This window comes from Clostridium sp. (genome assembly GCF_036643715.1).
Taxonomy (GTDB): domain Bacteria; phylum Bacillota; class Clostridia; order Clostridiales; family Clostridiaceae; genus Clostridium.
The window spans coordinates 21,061-40,353 of the sequence record NZ_JAVXRL010000010.1; the positions used below are offsets into that span (position 1 = coordinate 21,061).

15 protein-coding genes are annotated in these 19,293 nt (G+C 28.4%); 10 read left to right on the plus strand and 5 right to left on the minus strand.

Features of this window, described 5'->3' with window-relative positions; all coding sequences use genetic code 11:
* Positions 1-28 precede the first annotated feature (28 nt).
* Genes RSF37_RS04735 through RSF37_RS04745 form a run of 3 tightly spaced genes read left to right on the plus strand, consistent with a single transcriptional unit; the run spans position 29 to position 1,778 of the window.
* The gene (locus RSF37_RS04735) at positions 29-730 is read left to right on the plus strand and encodes a carbonic anhydrase (protein ID WP_332563246.1); all 702 of its coding nucleotides are present in this window, start codon (positions 29-31) and stop codon (positions 728-730) included.
* Between the two features lie 57 nt (positions 731-787).
* A complete protein-coding gene (locus RSF37_RS04740) occupies positions 788-1,333 on the plus strand; it encodes a ferritin-like domain-containing protein (protein ID WP_332563247.1) in 546 nt (181 codons plus the stop codon).
* Entirely contained in the window at positions 1,320-1,778 is a 459-nt protein-coding gene (locus tag RSF37_RS04745) for a staygreen family protein (RefSeq protein WP_332563248.1), read from the plus strand. The genes RSF37_RS04740 and RSF37_RS04745 overlap by 14 nt, the downstream gene beginning before the upstream one ends.
* A gap of 99 nt (positions 1,779-1,877) precedes the next feature.
* Here the strand turns inward: RSF37_RS04745 and RSF37_RS04750 are convergent, their stop codons facing one another.
* From RSF37_RS04750 to RSF37_RS04770, 5 genes are all read right to left on the minus strand, one after another.
* Positions 1,878-3,203 carry an MFS transporter gene (locus tag RSF37_RS04750; RefSeq protein ID WP_332563249.1) on the minus strand — a complete coding sequence of 442 codons (1,326 nt, stop codon included), beginning with the start codon at positions 3,201-3,203 and terminating at the stop codon, positions 1,878-1,880.
* A 149-nt stretch (positions 3,204-3,352) separates the two neighbouring features.
* On the minus strand, positions 3,353-4,381 hold the full coding sequence (locus tag RSF37_RS04755; RefSeq protein ID WP_332563250.1) for an ABC transporter substrate-binding protein: 1,029 nt from the start codon (positions 4,379-4,381) through the stop codon (positions 3,353-3,355).
* A complete protein-coding gene (locus RSF37_RS04760; RefSeq protein ID WP_332563251.1) occupies positions 4,362-5,150 on the minus strand; it encodes a DUF3919 family protein in 789 nt (262 codons plus the stop codon). Before RSF37_RS04760 ends, RSF37_RS04755 begins: the two co-directional genes overlap by 20 nt.
* 29 nt (positions 5,151-5,179) lie before the next feature.
* Positions 5,180-6,568 carry a sensor histidine kinase gene (locus RSF37_RS04765; RefSeq protein WP_332563252.1) on the minus strand — a complete coding sequence of 463 codons (1,389 nt, stop codon included), beginning with the start codon at positions 6,566-6,568 and terminating at the stop codon, positions 5,180-5,182.
* On the minus strand, positions 6,561-7,229 hold the full coding sequence (locus RSF37_RS04770) for a response regulator transcription factor (protein WP_332563253.1): 669 nt from the start codon (positions 7,227-7,229) through the stop codon (positions 6,561-6,563). Before RSF37_RS04770 ends, RSF37_RS04765 begins: the two co-directional genes overlap by 8 nt.
* A gap of 210 nt (positions 7,230-7,439) precedes the next feature.
* Here RSF37_RS04770 and htpG point away from each other — a divergent pair, with 210 nt between their 5' ends.
* The 7 genes from htpG (at position 7,440) to RSF37_RS04805 (ending at position 19,252) form a co-directional block, all read left to right on the plus strand.
* On the plus strand, positions 7,440-9,320 hold the full coding sequence (htpG, locus tag RSF37_RS04775) for a molecular chaperone HtpG (RefSeq protein WP_332563254.1): 1,881 nt from the start codon (positions 7,440-7,442) through the stop codon (positions 9,318-9,320).
* Positions 9,321-9,863: 543 nt separating this feature from the next.
* Positions 9,864-11,246, plus strand: a complete 1,383-nt coding sequence (gene hydA, locus RSF37_RS04780; protein ID WP_332563255.1) for a dihydropyrimidinase — start codon at positions 9,864-9,866, stop codon at positions 11,244-11,246.
* A gap of 20 nt (positions 11,247-11,266) precedes the next feature.
* Positions 11,267-12,577 carry a M20/M25/M40 family metallo-hydrolase gene (locus RSF37_RS04785; RefSeq protein WP_332563256.1) on the plus strand — a complete coding sequence of 437 codons (1,311 nt, stop codon included), beginning with the start codon at positions 11,267-11,269 and terminating at the stop codon, positions 12,575-12,577.
* A 106-nt stretch (positions 12,578-12,683) separates the two neighbouring features.
* Positions 12,684-12,818 (plus strand): hypothetical protein, encoded by a 135-nt coding sequence (locus tag RSF37_RS04790; RefSeq protein WP_332563257.1) that lies wholly within the window; start codon positions 12,684-12,686, stop codon positions 12,816-12,818.
* A 107-nt stretch (positions 12,819-12,925) separates the two neighbouring features.
* A complete protein-coding gene (locus RSF37_RS04795) occupies positions 12,926-14,347 on the plus strand; it encodes an MFS transporter (RefSeq protein ID WP_332563258.1) in 1,422 nt (473 codons plus the stop codon).
* A 206-nt stretch (positions 14,348-14,553) separates the two neighbouring features.
* Complete coding sequence (locus RSF37_RS04800; RefSeq protein ID WP_332563259.1) at positions 14,554-16,794, plus strand: glycoside hydrolase family 31 protein; 2,241 nt, start codon at positions 14,554-14,556, stop codon at positions 16,792-16,794.
* A gap of 19 nt (positions 16,795-16,813) precedes the next feature.
* Positions 16,814-19,252, plus strand: a complete 2,439-nt coding sequence (locus RSF37_RS04805) for a glycoside hydrolase family 38 C-terminal domain-containing protein (RefSeq protein WP_332563260.1) — start codon at positions 16,814-16,816, stop codon at positions 19,250-19,252.
* The last annotated feature ends 41 nt before the right edge of the window (positions 19,253-19,293 follow it).

The window sequence follows — 19,293 nt, forward strand, 5'->3', positions numbered from 1 at the left end:
TAACATAATATAAAAGGAGGCTATGTAAATGAGAAAGAAGGCATTTATAATAACTTTAATATTATGTTTAAGTTCAATTTTATTAACGGGATTTATTAAGGATAGTACTACTACTATTGAAGCTTCAAACCAATTATCACCAAGTAGTATTAATTTAAAACAGAAGACACCAGATGAGGCATTACAAATACTTAAGGATGGAAATACTAGGTTTATTAATGATAAATCATGCTTAATAAATGTAAATAAGGATAGAAGAGAACAATTAAAATCAGGTCAAAATCCATATGCAGTTGTAGTAAGTTGTTCAGATTCAAGGGTAAGTCCACCATTGATTTTTAATGTAGGTCTTGGTGATTTATTTGAAATAAGACTTGCTGGTAATGTAATAGATACTAGTGCACTTGCATCTATTGAATATGCAGTTAAGTATCTTAATACACCATTAATTGTAATTATAGGTCATGAAGATTGTGGTGCCGTTAAATCAGCATACAATATGATAAAAAATGGAGAAGTATATTCAGATAACTTAACAGAACTTCTAAAGAAAATAGAGGGGAGTGTAAGAAAAAGTAGCACCATTGAGGAGGCAATTAAACTTAATATATTTAATTCAGCTAATTTAATTAGTGAGGATTCTATAATTAATAACAAGGTACATACAGGTAAACTTAAAGTAATAAAAGGTTATTATAACTTAGATGGGAAAGTAGATTTTTTATTGTAACATATGTAATCATAAAATAATAAATTGAAGTGTAACAATAAATTCAAGGGGATATATATGAGTTATACTACAAAAAGACAGCCACAAGGGTTTATAAAAAGTGTTGAAGCGTTATTAAGAGAAGGTATGATTGCTGAAATAGTTGCAATAAATGATTATAGTAATTTTATAAGCGCAACTGATAATAAAGAAGTAAAAGATATTTTTCATCATATAATGGAAGAAGAAAAAGAGCATTATGGATTATTTTTGGAGCAATTAAGAAAAATAGATAAAGAGGAAAGAGAATTACAAGAAGAAATAAAAAAAGAAAATACAATTACATCGAAACAAAAGTATAAAGAAAGCAGCAGTAAAAGTACTAAGGGGAATTTACTAGATAATATAAGAGAAGCTATAAAGGGAGAACTTGAAGCGATAATATTATATGAAGACTTAATACAATATATAGAAGACAAATCTATAGTAGCAACAATAAAATATATTACAAAAGATGAGAAGGAGCATGTTGAGGAATTAACTAAAGCACTCCTAATATTAGATAAAGATGAGTACGGTCCACTTAATGATGAGAATAAGAGGAAAACATATGGAAGTCATTAATCCACAAAAGGTATTTACAGAGTACAGAGATAAAGTAACGAAGGTCTCTCCAATCAAAGGTCGTAAGTATACTATGACACATTCTGATGAGACTGCTGATTTATTCGTAACAGTAGGATTAAATTATGCAGAAGATAGGATTGATAAGATCAGAGATGAAGTTAAACTTGAGTGGATCGAAGAAGATGGAAAGCTTATACTATATGGAGAAGTCTTAATTGATGGAGAAGGCATTTCAGGTAATGAAAGAATTAGAAATAATATATTTATGAAAGAGATGCCATTAGCGCTTCAATCAGTAAGGTACGGAGATCGGGAATTATTTAAAAATAATGAGCATTTAGATTGTGCTATTATTTTAATTCATTTTAAATCAGATATTCCAAAATACGATAGAGTATGTAATTTTGGCTCTATGGAAATGTATAGAGTATATTTAGTATAAAAAGTAAATAAGCCATAATAAGAAGGTCATATAATTCTTATTATGGCTTATTTTAATATTAAAATTGGTTATATGTTTGTTACGTAGTAGTTTTGATTTTTAGATTGTTTGTTTTTCTTTTTTAATATTTAATGTTAAGGATAAAAGAATTAGAGCTGCAAAAGCACCTAGAATTATAAATATAAATGCTCCATTCCATCCAAAAGTATCAGCTATAAATCCAACAACTATATCTGCTAAAGTTTCACCTATAAGATATGCACAAAGCCCTGATAAACCAACAGCTGCACCGACAGCAAAGTTTGGAACTATATCAATTAGGTTCATTCCAATTAGAAGTTGTGGACCATATATAAAGCAACCAATGACTGCTACTGATATCATAGTTATAAGGTGGCTAGAAGTTGTCCAATAAGCAATAATTGCAAATATAACACCAACCATACAGAACATACTTAAAGGAGCACGTTTACCTTTAAATAATACATCTGAAAGCCATCCAAGTAATATAGATGCTGGAATTGCAGCATATTCGAATAAGAACATTGCCCAATTTGAATCAGCAACTGAGAAGCTTTTAGCTTCTTGAAGATATATTGGAATCCAGTTAACTACACCTTGTCTAATTAAATAAACAAAAATATTAGCTAAACATAAATACCATACATATTTATTTTTAATAACATATTTAATAACAATTTCTTTTGTACTTAAAGTTGTTGCATCAGTATTAGTTTTTACTTCAGCATAATCATTTCTATATTCATCAATAGGAGGTAATCCTACTGATTCAGGAGTATCAGCTCCGATAAAGAATACGAATATTGAAATTACAATACATATTGCAGCTGGAACAAAGAAAATACTTTGGAAGTTATTAGCACCAAATATTAATAGTGATAATGTAGCTAAAGGAGCTATAAGACCACCACCTATATTATGAGATGTATTCCATACTCCCATTTTAAGACCTCTCTCATTTTGAGAGAACCATTTACCTATTATAATAGAACATGGAGGAGCTCCCATTGCTTGGAACAATCCATTTATAATCATAAGAATTAAAAATACCCAAACAGCACTTGTAAATCCCATGAATATACTAATAATAGAAGAAGCTAAAAGACCAAAGCCAAGAAAGTACTTAACATTAGATTTATCAGCTAAACTTCCTAATATGAACTTACCTAATCCATAAGCAATAGCAAGTCCTGCACTTATTAATCCTATATCTGTTTTACTAAAATCATAATTATTAATTAAAAAAGGTGATGCAATTGTGAAGTTTTTTCTTACTAGATAATAACCTGCATATCCAACATACATCATAAGAAACATACGAATACGGTAAGCTTTATAAGCTGAAGGTATTCTTTCTTTTGGCAACCTGTCTATAGCAGGTGCTTGTTTAAAAAAATTAAACATTATAAGTCCTCCTAAATACGTAAAAAATCTGATTACGTTTTCTGTATTTGATTACATTACTATAATAAAATAAAGAGGATACAATAAAATCTCTTAAATGTTTCATAAATGTAACATTTAAGAGATTTTTTAAAATAATGTGTATTTTTTTATTTAGAAACACTTTCACTAAACATTTTCATAATATTATTGCGCGTAAGGGCAGCATCTTTAAAATCATAATTTAAATAAATACTATTAGTGATATCATTACTTTTCTTTGTTGATATAGCATTTGAATAAGTAGATAAATTATTAGAAATATCATCTGATAATATAAAATCTATGAAAGCTTCAGCTACCTCTTTATTTGCACAATTATTAATTTCAGCAATAGAATCAACATTCCAACCAGTATTCTTTGGAGTAATACTTATTAAATTAGGATCGAATTTACGTTCAATAAGTTGATCACCTAAAAAGTTTACTGTAACTGCATACTCACCAGATGATACTCTTTGTATTGAATTAAAACCACTTACAGTATAAGCACCAACATTTTCAGTGAATTTATTTAAAAACTCTTTATATTTAGTTTCTCCAAGTTCTTGATATAATGTGGCAAAGAAAGTATAGCCAGTTCCTGAAGTTTCAGGGTTTGGCATTATTATTTTGCCTTTATATTCACTTTTAAGTAAGTCATTAAAATCTTTAGGCATTGGAATGCCTTTTGAAGCAAAATCCCTATCCCATATTTCTTTATTTATACCAATTGATAATGTATCTAATTGAAATCCAGTCCAGTAATTAGATGAATCTTTATACTTTGAAGGAATTGAATTAGAATTATAAGATTCATATTTAGCTAATGCATCATTTGCTTTTAGTAACTCATAAGCATCACATGTTCCTCCAATAAATATGTCGCCATTAGGCTTATCCTTTTCAGCAAGTATTCTTTTAACAGCTTCTTCAGTAGGAAGTTTTATATATTCGTAAGTACATCCAGTTTCTTTTTTAAACTTCTCTAAAAGAGATTTAGCTTCTTCTTCTCTTAAAGCAACGTATACAGTAAGATGTTTTCCTTTAAGATTCGGATATTTCACTTCATGCTTAAAGCAATAAAAATAAAATATTACTGAGATTATAATAAGTATAGGAATAATAAGTAGTAATTTTTTATTTAAAATATTTTTCATAAAGATCACCTTTTACATAAATATTTTTACCATTTTCATCACCTAAATATTGAATAACTAAGTAGTTCTTATAGACAATAAGATATATAGTATTGTTAGCACTTAAATCATCATTTCCATTTATGAAAATATTAAATACGCCTACAGGTTTTTCATTTAAATTAATATTAAGAAAGTCTTTATTATCTTCCATAGTCTTAAATTTCTTTAGAGAAGAAATTAATTCTGATCGTTTTTCCTTATTAACTAGTTGTGATGAATTATTACTTTTATAAATAATTTTTGACTTAGGATTACCTATAATTTCAACTATATTAGAGTAATTATAAAGACAACTAAATAGAGTATTCCTTAATGAGTTAATGTAATAAGAGTTATTGGAGTAAGTTTTATTTTCAAGTACTAAAGAATTATTCACAGTAAAACTTTCATCACTACCATTAGAATAAAAAACTTTACCTGATAAATTAACAACATTATCATTTTTAACTTCATTACGCTTAACTGATTTAGATGATGTTATATTAGAAAAATATTGAAGTATGTCATTCATTATTATATTATCCTGGAGTGTAACGTCACCTAAATATTTATTATGAATTATTATTTTATCTGGTACTTTAGTATTAAAAGATTTTTTACTTGAGTCAAAGTTGTCGATAACTTTCACATTGTTATAAACCGCCTTTGTTGAGTAGAAATAAAAAACTAAAGTTAGTACGACAAATAGTAAATATAGTGTAAGTATATTTTTAAAATTCTTTTTCATAGAAGTATCCTTTCTATAAGAAATGAGTATTAATTATGTTGTTTTAAAAAGGTTATTGTTGCAATAGTACCAGTATCTAAAGTGCTAGTTACTTTAAAACTTCCTTTTTGAGTAGATAATATATCTTTACAAATATTAAGTCCAAACCCATTTCCTTTAGTATTTTCCGCATTTAAAATATCAAACCCAACACCATCATCACAAATAGAAACATCTACTTTATCATTATATGATTTTGCAGAAATTTCAATATTTTCACATCCGCTATACTTAATAGCATTATCAATAATATTAATAAATACTTGCTTTGTCTTATCATAGTCACCATATATAAATATATTGTCATAGTTTTTAATTATATTTATATGATAATTATGGAGTTTAATATTTAGTATATTTAAACATTCATCAATTAAAGATTTAATATTTATATAAGTAGCTTCAATTGCAAAGTTCTCTTTGTTTGATTTAGATAGTAATAGAATTTCTTCAACTAAAGATAAAAGTCTACGACCTTCTTTTTCTATAAGTGTTGAACATTCTATTATTTGATTATTACTATTATCTATTTTAGGGATTAACTCTGAAAAACCTATAATAGCAGTTAGGGGAGTTTTAAATTCATGAGATATATTATCAAAGAATTTCTTCTGACGAGCTTTAGCTTCTTGAAGTTCATTTATATATATTTCAATATTTTCACTCATAACATTAAAAGTACTAGCGAGGTCTTCAATTTCATCACCGCTATTAATTAAAACCTTTTCTCCAAAGTCACCATTAGATATTCGCTTTGATTGTTCTTTTAAAGTTAAAAGAGGGTGCACTAATTCTTTTGAAAAAATATGTATTAACATAATTCCGATACCGATTGCAACAATACTTACTATTATCATAATCATAAGTGTATTGTTTAATATAGTGACGGAAGATGAATTTTTAAGTACTAATCTTAAAACTCCACATTGATTGTTTTTATAAAATATTGGGGTAGATAAAAATATACATGGTATACCATCTACTTTCTTTATAATATATGATTCCGTTCCTTCTAAAGCTTTATCAATATCTCCATTATAGAGGCTAGTCTTATTCTTATCAGAGTCATAGTATATTTGACCGGAAGTACTAATTGTTTGGACTCTAATATTAAATCTGTTACTTAAGTTTGTTGCTATAAAAGGAGAGATAGATTTAAAAACTTCTTCCTTATGTGTATTGCTGTTACCTTCAATGAGATTTTCTGTATAAACTCTCATAGTAGTAGTCTCTTTAAGCAAGTATTCAAGAGAATTATCTAATAAATTTTTTGATAAAGTATTAAAAGTAATTATGTATATGAAAGCAATTATAGGAACTAAAATAGCTATATTAGTTAATATAATTTTACGTTTAAGTGACAAGTGCAACTTAAACATCTAACTTATAACCTGCTTTATATAATGTTTTTATGTAACTTTGGCAAGAACCTAATTTTTTTCTTAGTCTTTGAATTAAAATATCAACAGCTCTTGTTGTACCTTCAAAGTCATATCCCCAAACTTTATTAAGTAGATCTTCACGACTGAAAACTATACCTTTATTTTCACATAGGCAACTTAATACCTCAAATTCCTTGAAAGTTAAGTCTACATACTCTGAATCAACTAACACTTTTCTCTCGTTAATTATAATTGTAATTCTCCCTATAGTTAGAGTTTGATCAGTTTTCTTTGAGAACTTATTTATCCTTTTTGATATTACTTTTATTCTTAAAAGCAATTCAGTACTATTAAATGGTTTTGTTATGTAATCTTCAGCACCTAGCTGTAATCCTAATAGTTTATCATTAATGTCACCTTTAGCTGTAAGCATAATAATTGGAATATCATTTATTAATTTTATTTTGTTAATAAGTTCAAAACCACTTATATCAGGTAACATGGCATCTAAAATTATTATGTCAGGCTTTTCCTTTATTGTAAGCTCTAAAGCTTCATTTCCGCATGTTGCTGTAATAACATTATACTTTTGGAGTTCGAGATTCATCTTTATAAGATGTAATATACTAATTTCGTCATCAACTACTAAAATATTCAAATTTTTTCTCCTTTAGTTAAATTATTATTAAATTTATATGTTAATTATACAAAAGTATGGAAGGGTTTACAATTGTAAAGGATTTATTTATAAAGTAAATTTGACATAAATTTGGAAATATGATATATAAAAACTATAGGTTAGCACTCGATAGGTAAGAGTGCTAACTGATGAAAATATTATAGTTTATTGTGAAGGGAGATATTTAAGATGGAAAAAAAGCAATTTAAAGCTGAATCAAAAAGACTTCTAGATCTTGTAATTAACTCAATCTACACTAATAAGGAGATTTTTTTAAGAGAGCTTATATCTAACGCTAGTGATGCAATAGATAAAATTTATTATAAGGCTCTAGTGGACAACTCTATAACATTTAATAGAGAAGATTACTATATTAAAATAACTCCAAACAAAGAAGATAGAAAATTAACAATATTAGATACTGGTATTGGAATGTCAAAGGAAGAACTTGAAGATAACCTTGGTACTATTGCAAAAAGTGGTTCATTTAAGTTTAAAAATGATACAGAAATTCAAGATGATCACAGTATAATAGGACAATTTGGTGTTGGATTCTACTCAGCATTTTTAGTTGCAGATAAAGTTACTGTAATAACTAAGGAGTTTGGAAGCGATAAGGCTTATAGGTGGCAATCAGAAGGAATTGATGGATACACTATAGAAGAAACAGAAAAAGATAGCTTCGGTACAGAAGTAATATTACACATGAAAGAAAATACTGAAGATGAAAATTATGATGAATATTTAGACTCATATAGATTACAAACTTTAATTAAAAAGTATTCAGACTTTATAAGATATCCAATTAAGATGGATATAACAGAAAAGAAGTTAAAAGAAGGAACAGAAGATGAATACGAAGATGTTATTGAAGAAAAAACAATAAATAGTATGGTTCCAATATGGAGAAAAAATAAGAAGGAACTTACTGATGAAGATTATGATAACTTCTATATTGAGAAGCATTATGGATTTGATAAGCCTTTAAAACATATTCATATAAGTGTTGATGGAATGATTAGTTATAATGCAATATTATATATTCCAGAAAATATGCCATATGATTTCTACACAGCAGATTATGAAAAAGGATTAGAACTATATTCAAATGGTGTATTAATAATGGATAAATGTTCAGACCTTCTTCCAGATTACTTTGGATTTGTTAAAGGGGTAGTGGACTCACCAGATTTATCACTAAATATATCAAGAGAAATACTTCAAAATGATAGACAATTAAAGTTCATAGCAAAAAATATAAAGAACAAAATTAAAAATGAACTTAAAAAGATGTTAAAAGATGAAAGAGAAAAGTATGAAAAGTTCTATAAATCTTTTGGAAAGCAATTGAAGTATGGTGTTTATAGTGACTTTGGAGCAAATAAGGATATATTAAAAGACTTATTAATGTTCTATTCTTCAAAGGAGAAGAAGCTAGTAACTTTAGATGAATATGTAAAAGGAATGGCTGAAGATCAAAAGTTCATTTACTATGCAGTTGGTGATTCTAATGAAAGAATTGCAAGAATGCCACAAACTGAAATGGTGCTAGATAAAGGATATGAAATATTATACTTTACAGATGATATAGATGAATTTGCAATAAAGATGCTTATAAACTATGAAGGTAAAGACTTTAAGTCAGTGTCAAGTGGGGACCTTGGAATTGATGAAAAAGAAGATGAAAAGGATACTGAAGAAAGTAAAGAAAATAAAGAAATACTTACTTTCATGAAGGATACTCTAGAAGGTAAAGTTAAGGATGTTAGAGAATCAAAAAGATTAAAGAACCATCCAGTATGTTTATCAAATGATGGAGATCTTTCAATTGAAATGGAGAAAATTTTAAATTCTATGCCAAACAACGAACAAAGCATACATGCAGATAAAGTTCTTGAAATAAATGTTAATACAGATGCATTTAAGGCATTAAAAGAATCATATGAAAAAGATAAAGATAAGGCTAAGTTATATACAGATATATTATATAATCAAGCACTTCTTATTGAAGGTTTACCAATAGAAAATCCAGTAGAATTTACAAACAATATATGCAAGTTAATGAAATAGAAATATAAAAATAAAAGCTTAAAAATATTATGATATCATAAATATTTTTAAGCTTTTTTTATTTTATAAATTCACACGCTAGTCTTAAAATTAATCCGAATAATAAAAATAAATACATAAAAAGTAGACCGCGTATATGATGTAAATTTAATAATGATATTACTAATAATGCAATTATATTAAATGTAATTAAGAGGTTAGAACAATAAAGTAGTATTTTCTTTTTCATAAATTATATCACCTACTTATTAGATAATAACAAAGAATAATATATAATTTAAATACTAAGTTTTTATTATATATATAGGTAAAATGATATATGTAATCTTATAAAACTATAAAATATATTAAAGTAATATAAAAAGATAATATAAACTTAAATAAAAGTATAGAAAATTAAATTATGTTGAATAAAATGACTCACAGTCATTAATAAAATGAGGAAATGTTAATTGAGAATAAGAAAATGTTTACATATAAGTGATATACTACAAGTATAAATATAAACTATGATTCACTAAAAATAATTAGGGAGGAGATAATATGAGGTTTGATACTATTATTAGAAATGGAACTATCATAACTGCAACTGACATTTTTAAGGGTGACATAGGAATAAAAGACGGAAAGATAAACAAGATAGGAATAGCATTAGAAGAGGGGGGAGATATAGAAATAGATGCTAAAGACAAATTAATTTTCCCTGGAGGAATAGATCCTCATACACACTTAGACATGCCATTTGGAGGAACATTTTCAAGCGATAATTTTAAAACAGGAACAATAGCTGCAGCTTGTGGAGGGACTACAACAATTATAGATTTTGCAGTTCAACCAAAGAATATGGACTTATTAGAAACAGCAAGAATTTGGAGAGAAAAATCAGATGGTAATGCAGTTATTGATTATGGAATCCATATGAATATAACTCATATAGATGATGAAATTTTAGATGAAATTCCATTAATGATTAAAAAAGGTTATCCAAGTTTTAAAGTTTTCATGACTTATAAAGGCATGAGAGTAGATGACGGAACACTTTATAAAACATTAAAGAAAGTAAATGAGAATGGTGGACTTACATGCGTTCATGCTGAAAATTTTCATATAATAGAATGCAATGTTGAGAAACTTATTAAAGAAGGAAAGACAGAGCCTAAATATCATGCAATTTCAAGAGGACCTTTAGTTGAAGGTGAGGCTGTAGCTAGAGCTATAAATATAGCAAAGATGGCAGACTCACCACTATATATTGTTCATAATACTTGCAAAGAAGCAGTTTTGGAAATAGCTAGAGCTAGGGAGGAAGAATATCCTATAATGGGTGAAACTTGTACACAATATTTATTATTATCAGATGATGAATATAATAGAGATGGATTTGAAGGCGCTAAGTATGTAATGTCGCCACCACTTAGAAGTAAAGACAACTTTAAATATTTATGGAAAGCTATAAGGAACAATACACTTCAAGTTGTAGCAACAGATCATTGTCCATTTTTTATGAAACAAAAGGAACTTGGAATTAATTCATTTGATAAGATACCAAACGGAGCACCAGGAGTAGAGCTTAGAATGGCACTATTATATACTTATGGTGTTTTACAAAATGAAATAAGTATAAACAAATTTGTAGAAGTAACATCAACTAATGCAGCAAAGATATATGGAATGTATCCTAAGAAAGGAACTATAGCTGTTGGTAGTGATGGAGATTTAGTTATTTTTGATCCTAGTAAGGAATTAGAAGTTACTTTAGATATCCTTCATGAAAATGTAGATTATACCCCTTATGAAGGATTTAAAATTAAAGGATTTCCAGAGGTAACTTTAAGTAGAGGAGAAATTATTGCAAGTAACGGAAAGTTTGTTGGAAAGTCAGGGAGAGGAGAGTTCATTAAAAGAAATTCTCCTATAATTTTATAATAAACTAAGGAGGTAATTTTATGGGACTATACGAAGATATAAATAAAATTTCAAAGGAATTACACTTAGATGCAGTAGATTTTGCAAAGAGGCTTTTAAAGGTACCTGCATTATCTGGAGATGAAAAAGGTGTAGCAGATCTTTATATAAAAGAGATGAATGACTTAGGATATGATGAAGTTTTTAGAGATGATTATGGAAATGTAGTTGGAATAATAAATGGAGAAGATGATGGAAGAACAATAATGTATAATTCTCATTTAGATCATGTTGATACTGGTGACTTAAGTGAATGGGGCGGATATGATCCTTATGGAGGAGAAATTGATATTTGCGAAATATTTGATCAAGACCAAGTTTTATTAGAAGAAACTGAAGTTATACATGGAAGAGCAGCAGCAGACGTTAAAGTCGGTGGAGCATGCCAAATTTATTCAGGTAAAATACTTTTAAAACTTAGGGAAATGGGATATAAATTCAAAGGCAGATATATGTTTACAGGAGTTGTTCTTGAAGAACCAGCAGAGCAATTAGGAATGAAAATGCTTTTAGATAATACATTTAAGGAAAGAGGAATAGAGTACGATGGTGTAGTATCAAGTGAAGCTACTAGCTTAAAATTGTACTTAGGTCATAGAGGCCGTGTTGAATTACTAGTAACTGTAAGTGGTGTAACATCACATGGTAGCGCACCTTGGCTCGGAGTAAATGCAGTTAATAAGTCAACAAAACTTATAGATAGAATAGAAAAAGTTGTTAGTGAAAACTCTAAAGAAGATGAGCATTTAGGTAAATCAAGTATAGCATTAACTATAATTAATTGTACCCCAGGTTCTATGTGTATAGTACCTGATAGATGTCATATAACTTATGATAGGAGATTTGTACCAGGCGAAAATTATGAAGAATGTGTAGATCAAATACAAAATGTAATTGATGAACTTTCTAAAGAAGATAAAGATTTTAGAGCTAAAGTTGAAGTCGCATCAGTTCCAAGAACAACATATACAGGTAAAACTGTTGAAGTTTTAAATATTAAAGAAGCTTGGAAGATTGATAGAAATAGCGAGTTCGTAAAAGCTTGCGCGGCAGCTTTAGAAAATGTAGGACAAGAAGTCAAATATGGATATTGGGACTTTGGTACAGATTTATCAGTAATTGCAGGCCGAGATAAGAAACCAGCTATAGGATACTCACCAATGCAAGAATATTATTGTCATAGACCAGTAGATAGAGCTAGATTAGACTTTATGAAAAAAGCTTTAGCAGGTAATGTAAGTATATTCTTATCATTAAGTGATCTACCAAAGGAAGAGTGTAATATTAAATAATAAACTAATTAAAAGCATAAAAGTATTAGTGTATAACACTAATACTTTTATGCTTTTTTAGAATATGTTTATATAGAAATGGAAAAAGTAATTTTGAGGTGATTTTATGAATAAGAGTAAGTTAAACGGAAGTGTAAAAACTAAGGGAATAGGCACTTTCACAAAAGGCGCAGTAGAAAGTTTCGAGGAAAATATAGTAGAACAAAAAGATTACCTTGAAAAGGTTAAGAAGAATAAATAAGTAATAACTTACATAATTTAAACAATAGACACTGCTATACCCTAGAAAGTTAATAAATTTTTCCTATAATTAAGTTAAATAAAATTTGATTATAGGAGAAGTTTATTATGGAGATTACAAAAGAAAAGAAAACGCAGGAAGATAATAAGTGGAAAATACTAATATGCGTAGTTACTATGACTTTTATGGTATGTGTTGATGGTAGTATTGTAAATGTGGCTCTACCTAAAATTGCTTCTGACTTAAATAGTTCTATGATTGGAGTGCAGTGGATAGTTACAAGTTATCTTATAACTATTTCATCATTAGTTTTACTATGTGGGAGAATAGGAGATATTAGAGGAAAGTGTACTGTATTTAAAATTGGTGTACTAATATTTACTATAGGTTCTTTATGTAGTGGATTATCCAAAGCACTTCCATTATTAATAATATCAAGAATAATCCAAGGGTGTGGTGCAGCTTGTACTATGGCAACTAGTATGGGGATAATAACAGCTACCTTCCTTAATGAAGGCAGAGGGAAGGCTATGGGAATATCAGCTAGTGCAGTTGCATTAGGCGTAATGGTTGGACCAGCTATCGGAGGTATATTAGTATCAATTAGATGGGATCTTATATTTTGGATTAACATACCAATAGGAATAGTAGCTTTTATTGCTTCAAATAAAATATTATCTAAAAGTAAAAAAGTTACTAATGAAAAGATTGATATAAGAGGAACAATTGTATTTTCTATATTTATAGTATCAAGTACTATTGCCATTACTAAAGGTGAATTTATGGGATATACAAATAAATATATATTACTTGGATTTTTAATTTCAATAATATCATTAGTATTATTTATTTACTTACAGAAAACAATAGAATCACCAGTTTTGGATTTAAAGCTTTTTAAAAATAAATTATTTTCATTAAGCATACTTTGTTCTGTTTTATCATTTTTATCTATTAGTTGCGTAACAATAATACTTCCATTTTATTTAGAACAAGCACTTAATATGTCATCATTTGATGCAGGGATGTTCCTTATGATATACCCATTAGCATTGTCAATTTCAGCACCATTTAGTGGATCACTTTCTGATAAATATAATGGTAAATTAATATCGCTTATTGGACTAGTTCTACTAACAATAGGTCTCTTCCTAATGGGAACAGTACATGACGGAACACCATTAATTGTTGTAGGAGCATTTAATGGAATTATGGGACTTGGAAATGGAATGTTTAAATCACCAAATAACTCTCTTGTTATGTCAAAGATAGATAAAAAAAGCCTTGGTATTGCAGGAAGTGTAAATTCTTTATTTAGAAATTTAGCAATGGTTTATGGATTTACTTTAGCAACAACACTCTTATACGATAGGATGAGCTATAAATTAGGATATCAAGTATCAAACTATGTAAAAGGAAAACTAGATGTGTTTATATATGGAATGGACTATGTATTTATAGTTGCAGCAATAATTAGTGCAATAGGAGTTATCGTAGCTTTGATAAGATATTTGGATATTAGGAATTGAGAATTTAGAATTTAAAATTTAGGATTTAGAATTGAGCAGATGATTGGACTAATTACATATATTATGGAGAAAGTATATGTAAATTATAAAGCAAATTACAATATGATGAAAACCTTAAAATAAGGTGTTAAAATTGGGTTGTATTCTACTAGAGTACAGCCTTATTAATTTATTAAAATATAAAATATTGTAAGAGGTGAGAGGGTATGAAGCAATTAAATTATAGAGAAACATTAAACAAAGAGTTTAAAAATTTCTCTGGAGCAAGTAGAATTTATAATGGTTATAGAGTTGATAATGGAAGTTTATATGTTGATTTTGATTCAATGAAAGTAACAATTACTTATTTTAATGATTGCATAGTAAAGGTTTTCTTGGGAGATAAAAATGAAGAGGAAGTAGATACAAATGCAGTAATTATGAAAAATGAAGGCACCTATTTCAAAATAGAAGAAAGAAGAGAAAGTATTTTAGTTAGAGGTAATAGAGTAATTACATCAATAAATAAAAGAACATCAGAAGTTAAATTTTATGATACAAAAGAGAATACTATATGTGAAGATTTTGAGCCATCTTTTAAAGATGAGGATGGAGTTATTTATATATCAAAAATAAATGATGCAAGAGCTTATTATGGTCTAGGAGAAAAGGGTGGACAGTTAAATAAAAAAGGTTGTTATACAGAAAATTATAATACAGATGATCCTGAAACTGATGATGAATCAACAATGTATTATAAAACAATTCCTTTTTATATAGCACTTAAAGAGCAATATACTTATGGAATATTTTTTGATAATAGTTTTAGAAGTTTTTTTGATATGGGTAAACAATATGGGGATAGAGTATTTTTTGGAGCAACTGGAGGGCAAATTCAATATTACTTCATATTAGGGGATAATATTAAAGAAGTTAATAAAGAGTATTCAAATCTTACAGGGAAAATGGAAATGCCACCTCTTTGGAGTTTAGGATACCAACAAAATAGATTTAGTTATTTTACTCAAGAAGAAGTAAGAGAAATAGTTAAAACATTTGAAGAAAAGCAAATACCATTAGATGTAATGTATTTAGATATAGATTACATGGATGGATTTAGAGTTATGACTTTTAAAACACCTCATTTTGATAATGCAACTAAGTTAATAAAGGATCTTAAAGATAAGGGAATAAGAACTATAACAATATTAGATCCAGGTGTTAAAGTTGATGATGATTATGGAATATATAATAGGGGGAAAGATGGTGGACATTTCACTAAAAAGTTAGATGGTGAGATATTTGTTGGAGCTGTTTGGCCTGGTGATAGTGCATTCCCAGATTTCTCAAATGAAAAGTGTAGAGAATGGTGGAAAACAGAACTTAAAGAATTTATAAGTAAGCACCAAATTGATGGAATATGGAATGATATGAATGAACCTTGTGTATTTAATAATGATCATAAAACTATGCTTGATTCATGTATGCACAATAGTGATTACGGAATGATTGAGCATAAAGAATTCCATAATAGATATGGATTAGAGATGAGTAGATGTTCACATGAAGCACAGATGGAATTAAATAATAATAAGAGAGAATTCTCAATGACAAGAGCAACATACGCAGGTGGTCAAAGGTATTCATCAGTTTGGACTGGAGACAATATGAGCCTTTGGAGTCAAATGAGAATGTCAATTCCAATGAATTGCAACTTAGGATTAAGTGGATTCTCATTTGTGGGGAATGATGTTGGTGGATTTGGATTAGATGTAGAGGAAGAACTATTTATAAGATGGATGGAACTTGGAACATTTTTACCTATATTTAGAAATCATTCTAATATGTATACAAGAAGACAAGAGCCTTGGGCATTTGGAAAAAGAGCAGAAGATATTTCAAGAGAAGCTATAAAATTAAGATATGAATTGCTTCCATATATATATGATGCTTTTTATGAATCACATAAAAAAGGACTACCTGTATTTAGACCTGTTGTTATGGAATATCAAAATGACATAAATGTTGAAAATATGAAAGATGAATTTATGTTAGGGGAAAGTATACTTGTAGCACCAATACTGTATAAAGGTGAAAGAAGCAAAGTAGTATACCTTCCAGAAGGGAACTGGTATAACTATAAAACTAATGAGAAGTTTAAAGGAAATAAGAGATATAAGCTTTCTTGTGAATTAGATGAGATTTTAGTATTTGTAAAAGAGGGAAGTATAGTACCAGCTTACAAGGAAGAATATATGAATGTATCAAAAAGACCAAATACTGTAACTTATAAAATATATGGAGAAAAGGCTTCTGGAATTCATTATTATGATGATGGTGAAACTATGGAATACAAAGATGGAAAGTTTAATTTATGTAATATAACTTTTAGTAATAGTGAAGTAGTAATAGATTACATTAACAAAGGTATTGACGAAGAAAATAGTGAGTTTGAATTTATAATATAAACTTTAAGAGGTGAGTTATGTGGAACAAATAAGATTAGATAAGAAGTGGGAAGTACTACTAATCCATCATTCCCACACGGATATTGGATATACGCAAAGTCAAGAAACTATAGAATTATATCATGTTAATTTTATAAAACAGGCAATAGAAATATGTGAATTATTAAGAGAAAATGGAAAAGAAGGAGAGTTCATTTGGACTTGTGAAAGTTTCTGGGGTGTTGAGTGCTTTTTAAAAGATACAGATGATTCATGGAAAACTAGATTTGAACAATGCATTAAAAATGGAGGAATTGAAATTACAGCTAATTATTTGAATTTCAATGAACTTATAGATTATGATGTTTTAAAAAATCAAACTATGAAGGCTATTGAATACTGTAATAATATAGGGATTAACGTTAAGTCAGCAATGACTGCTGATATAAATGGATATGGAGAAGGCTATGCAGATGCACTTTATGATTGCGGGGTAAGAAATTTATTATCATGTGTTCATACTCATCATGGGATGTATCCATTATTTAAGAAACAAACTCCTTTTTATTGGGAAACTAAAAAAGGAAATAAGGTTTTAGTTTGGAATGGAGAACATTATCACTTTGGAAATGAGTTTGGCATAGTAAACACAGCAACAGGATCTTATATTAATAAAGATGAACTTGGAGCTACATTTACGAGAGACAAGCTAAAAGAATATGGAAAGATTAGAATGTTTAGATATTTAAAAGGGCTTGAAAAACAAGGTTATGAATACGATTTTGTTCCCATAACTGTACATGGACTGCCTACTGATAATGGTTCACCTAATATTGAAGTGTTAGAGTTCATTAATTGGTGGAATGAAAATTTTAAAGAAGAAATAGAGGTAAAAGCAGTTACGTTAGATGAATTCTTTAAAAGAGTAGAAGATTCAGAAGCTGAAATACCAACATACAAGGGTGATTGGCCAGATTGGTGGGCTTTTGGTGTTGGAAGTACTCCTAATGTAAATAAAGTATACAAAGAGGCACAAAGATTGTTAAGAACTACTAAGTTAATTGACGAAGATTTAGTATTAAGTGATAAAAATCTTATTAGAAGATGTGAGGATATGTTAGCACTCTATGCAGAACATACATGGGGACATTCATCATCAATAACAAACCCATGGAATAGTTTTGTTAATCTTTTAGATTATAAGAAAGCTTCTTATGCAGTTAATGCACATGAATCAGCTATTAGAAATTATAATAATGTATTAGAAAAAAAGGGCATGAGCAGTTTAAAGCCAAACCGAGAACCTAAGTTTAAAGTAATAAACCCTTATGATACTAAGGTTACAGAATGTGTTAAATTATCTTTGGATTATTGGGAAACTTCAGAGTTGAAAGAAGTAATTGTAGATAACTTAGGAAATGAGTTTGTAACTCAAAGTGAAGCGCACCCTAGAGGAAAGTATATTAATTTTATTATTACATTAGAGCCTAAGGAAGAGAGGACTTTAATTGTTAAAAGAGTTCTAAATGATGAGTATTTCATAAAGATAAAAGATGAGAAGATGTGCTGTCAAGGAATTGAGGATATATATGTGTACGATGATAAAAGTGAAATTAAGAAATATAATAGTGTATATGAAAATAATCATGTAAAAATAGAATGGGATGATAATAAAGGAATTATTAGTTGGTTTGATAAAATAAATAAAATAGAGTTAATTGACAGTAATTCAAAGACTGGAGCGTTTATGCCAGTATACGAAATAACAAAGGCTGATGGACAAACTACTGATGCTCAATATAGAGTTAGACAAGTTCTAGGTAGAAATATGAGAGGGAAGAATGGAAAAGTATATTATCCTAATATTAATTCAGTTGAAGTAGTTGAAATGGGAGATGTGTTTGGAAAGATACATTTAAGGTTAGACCTTGAAGGAACTAGTTTGATGGAAGTAGTAATAAAAATATACAATGATATTACAAGAGCTGATGTAAATATTATTGTTAATAAGGATAGTGTATGGGATCCAGAAAGTTTATATGTAACTCTACCATTTGCTTTGAATAATGAGAAAATGGATTTACTTTGTGAAAAGACTGGATGTGTTATCCAAGCTAAAAAAGATCAGTTACCGGGAACTAATTGTGATTTTTATTTAGTACAAGATGGTGTTGCGTTAAAGGAAGGAAGCTTTGGTGTGAGTATAGCTATGCCAGATTCTTCTTTAATATATACATCTGAGCTCAAGTATGAGAATTCAAAGAAATTATTTAGCGAAAAGTATACAGCTGCTAAGGACTATGAGCTGTATTCTTGGACAATGAATAATATATGGGAAACGAACTTTAAGGCATCTTTAGGTGGTTTTATCGAATTTAATTATTATATGAATTGGTGCAATGATAATAAGAGTGTTGATAGTTTAATAGATAGCAATAAACACATGAATACTGGTTTTGTGAATTATAGAATTGATTAATTAATATATGTGGAAACTGACTTTTATAGTATTATAAGGGT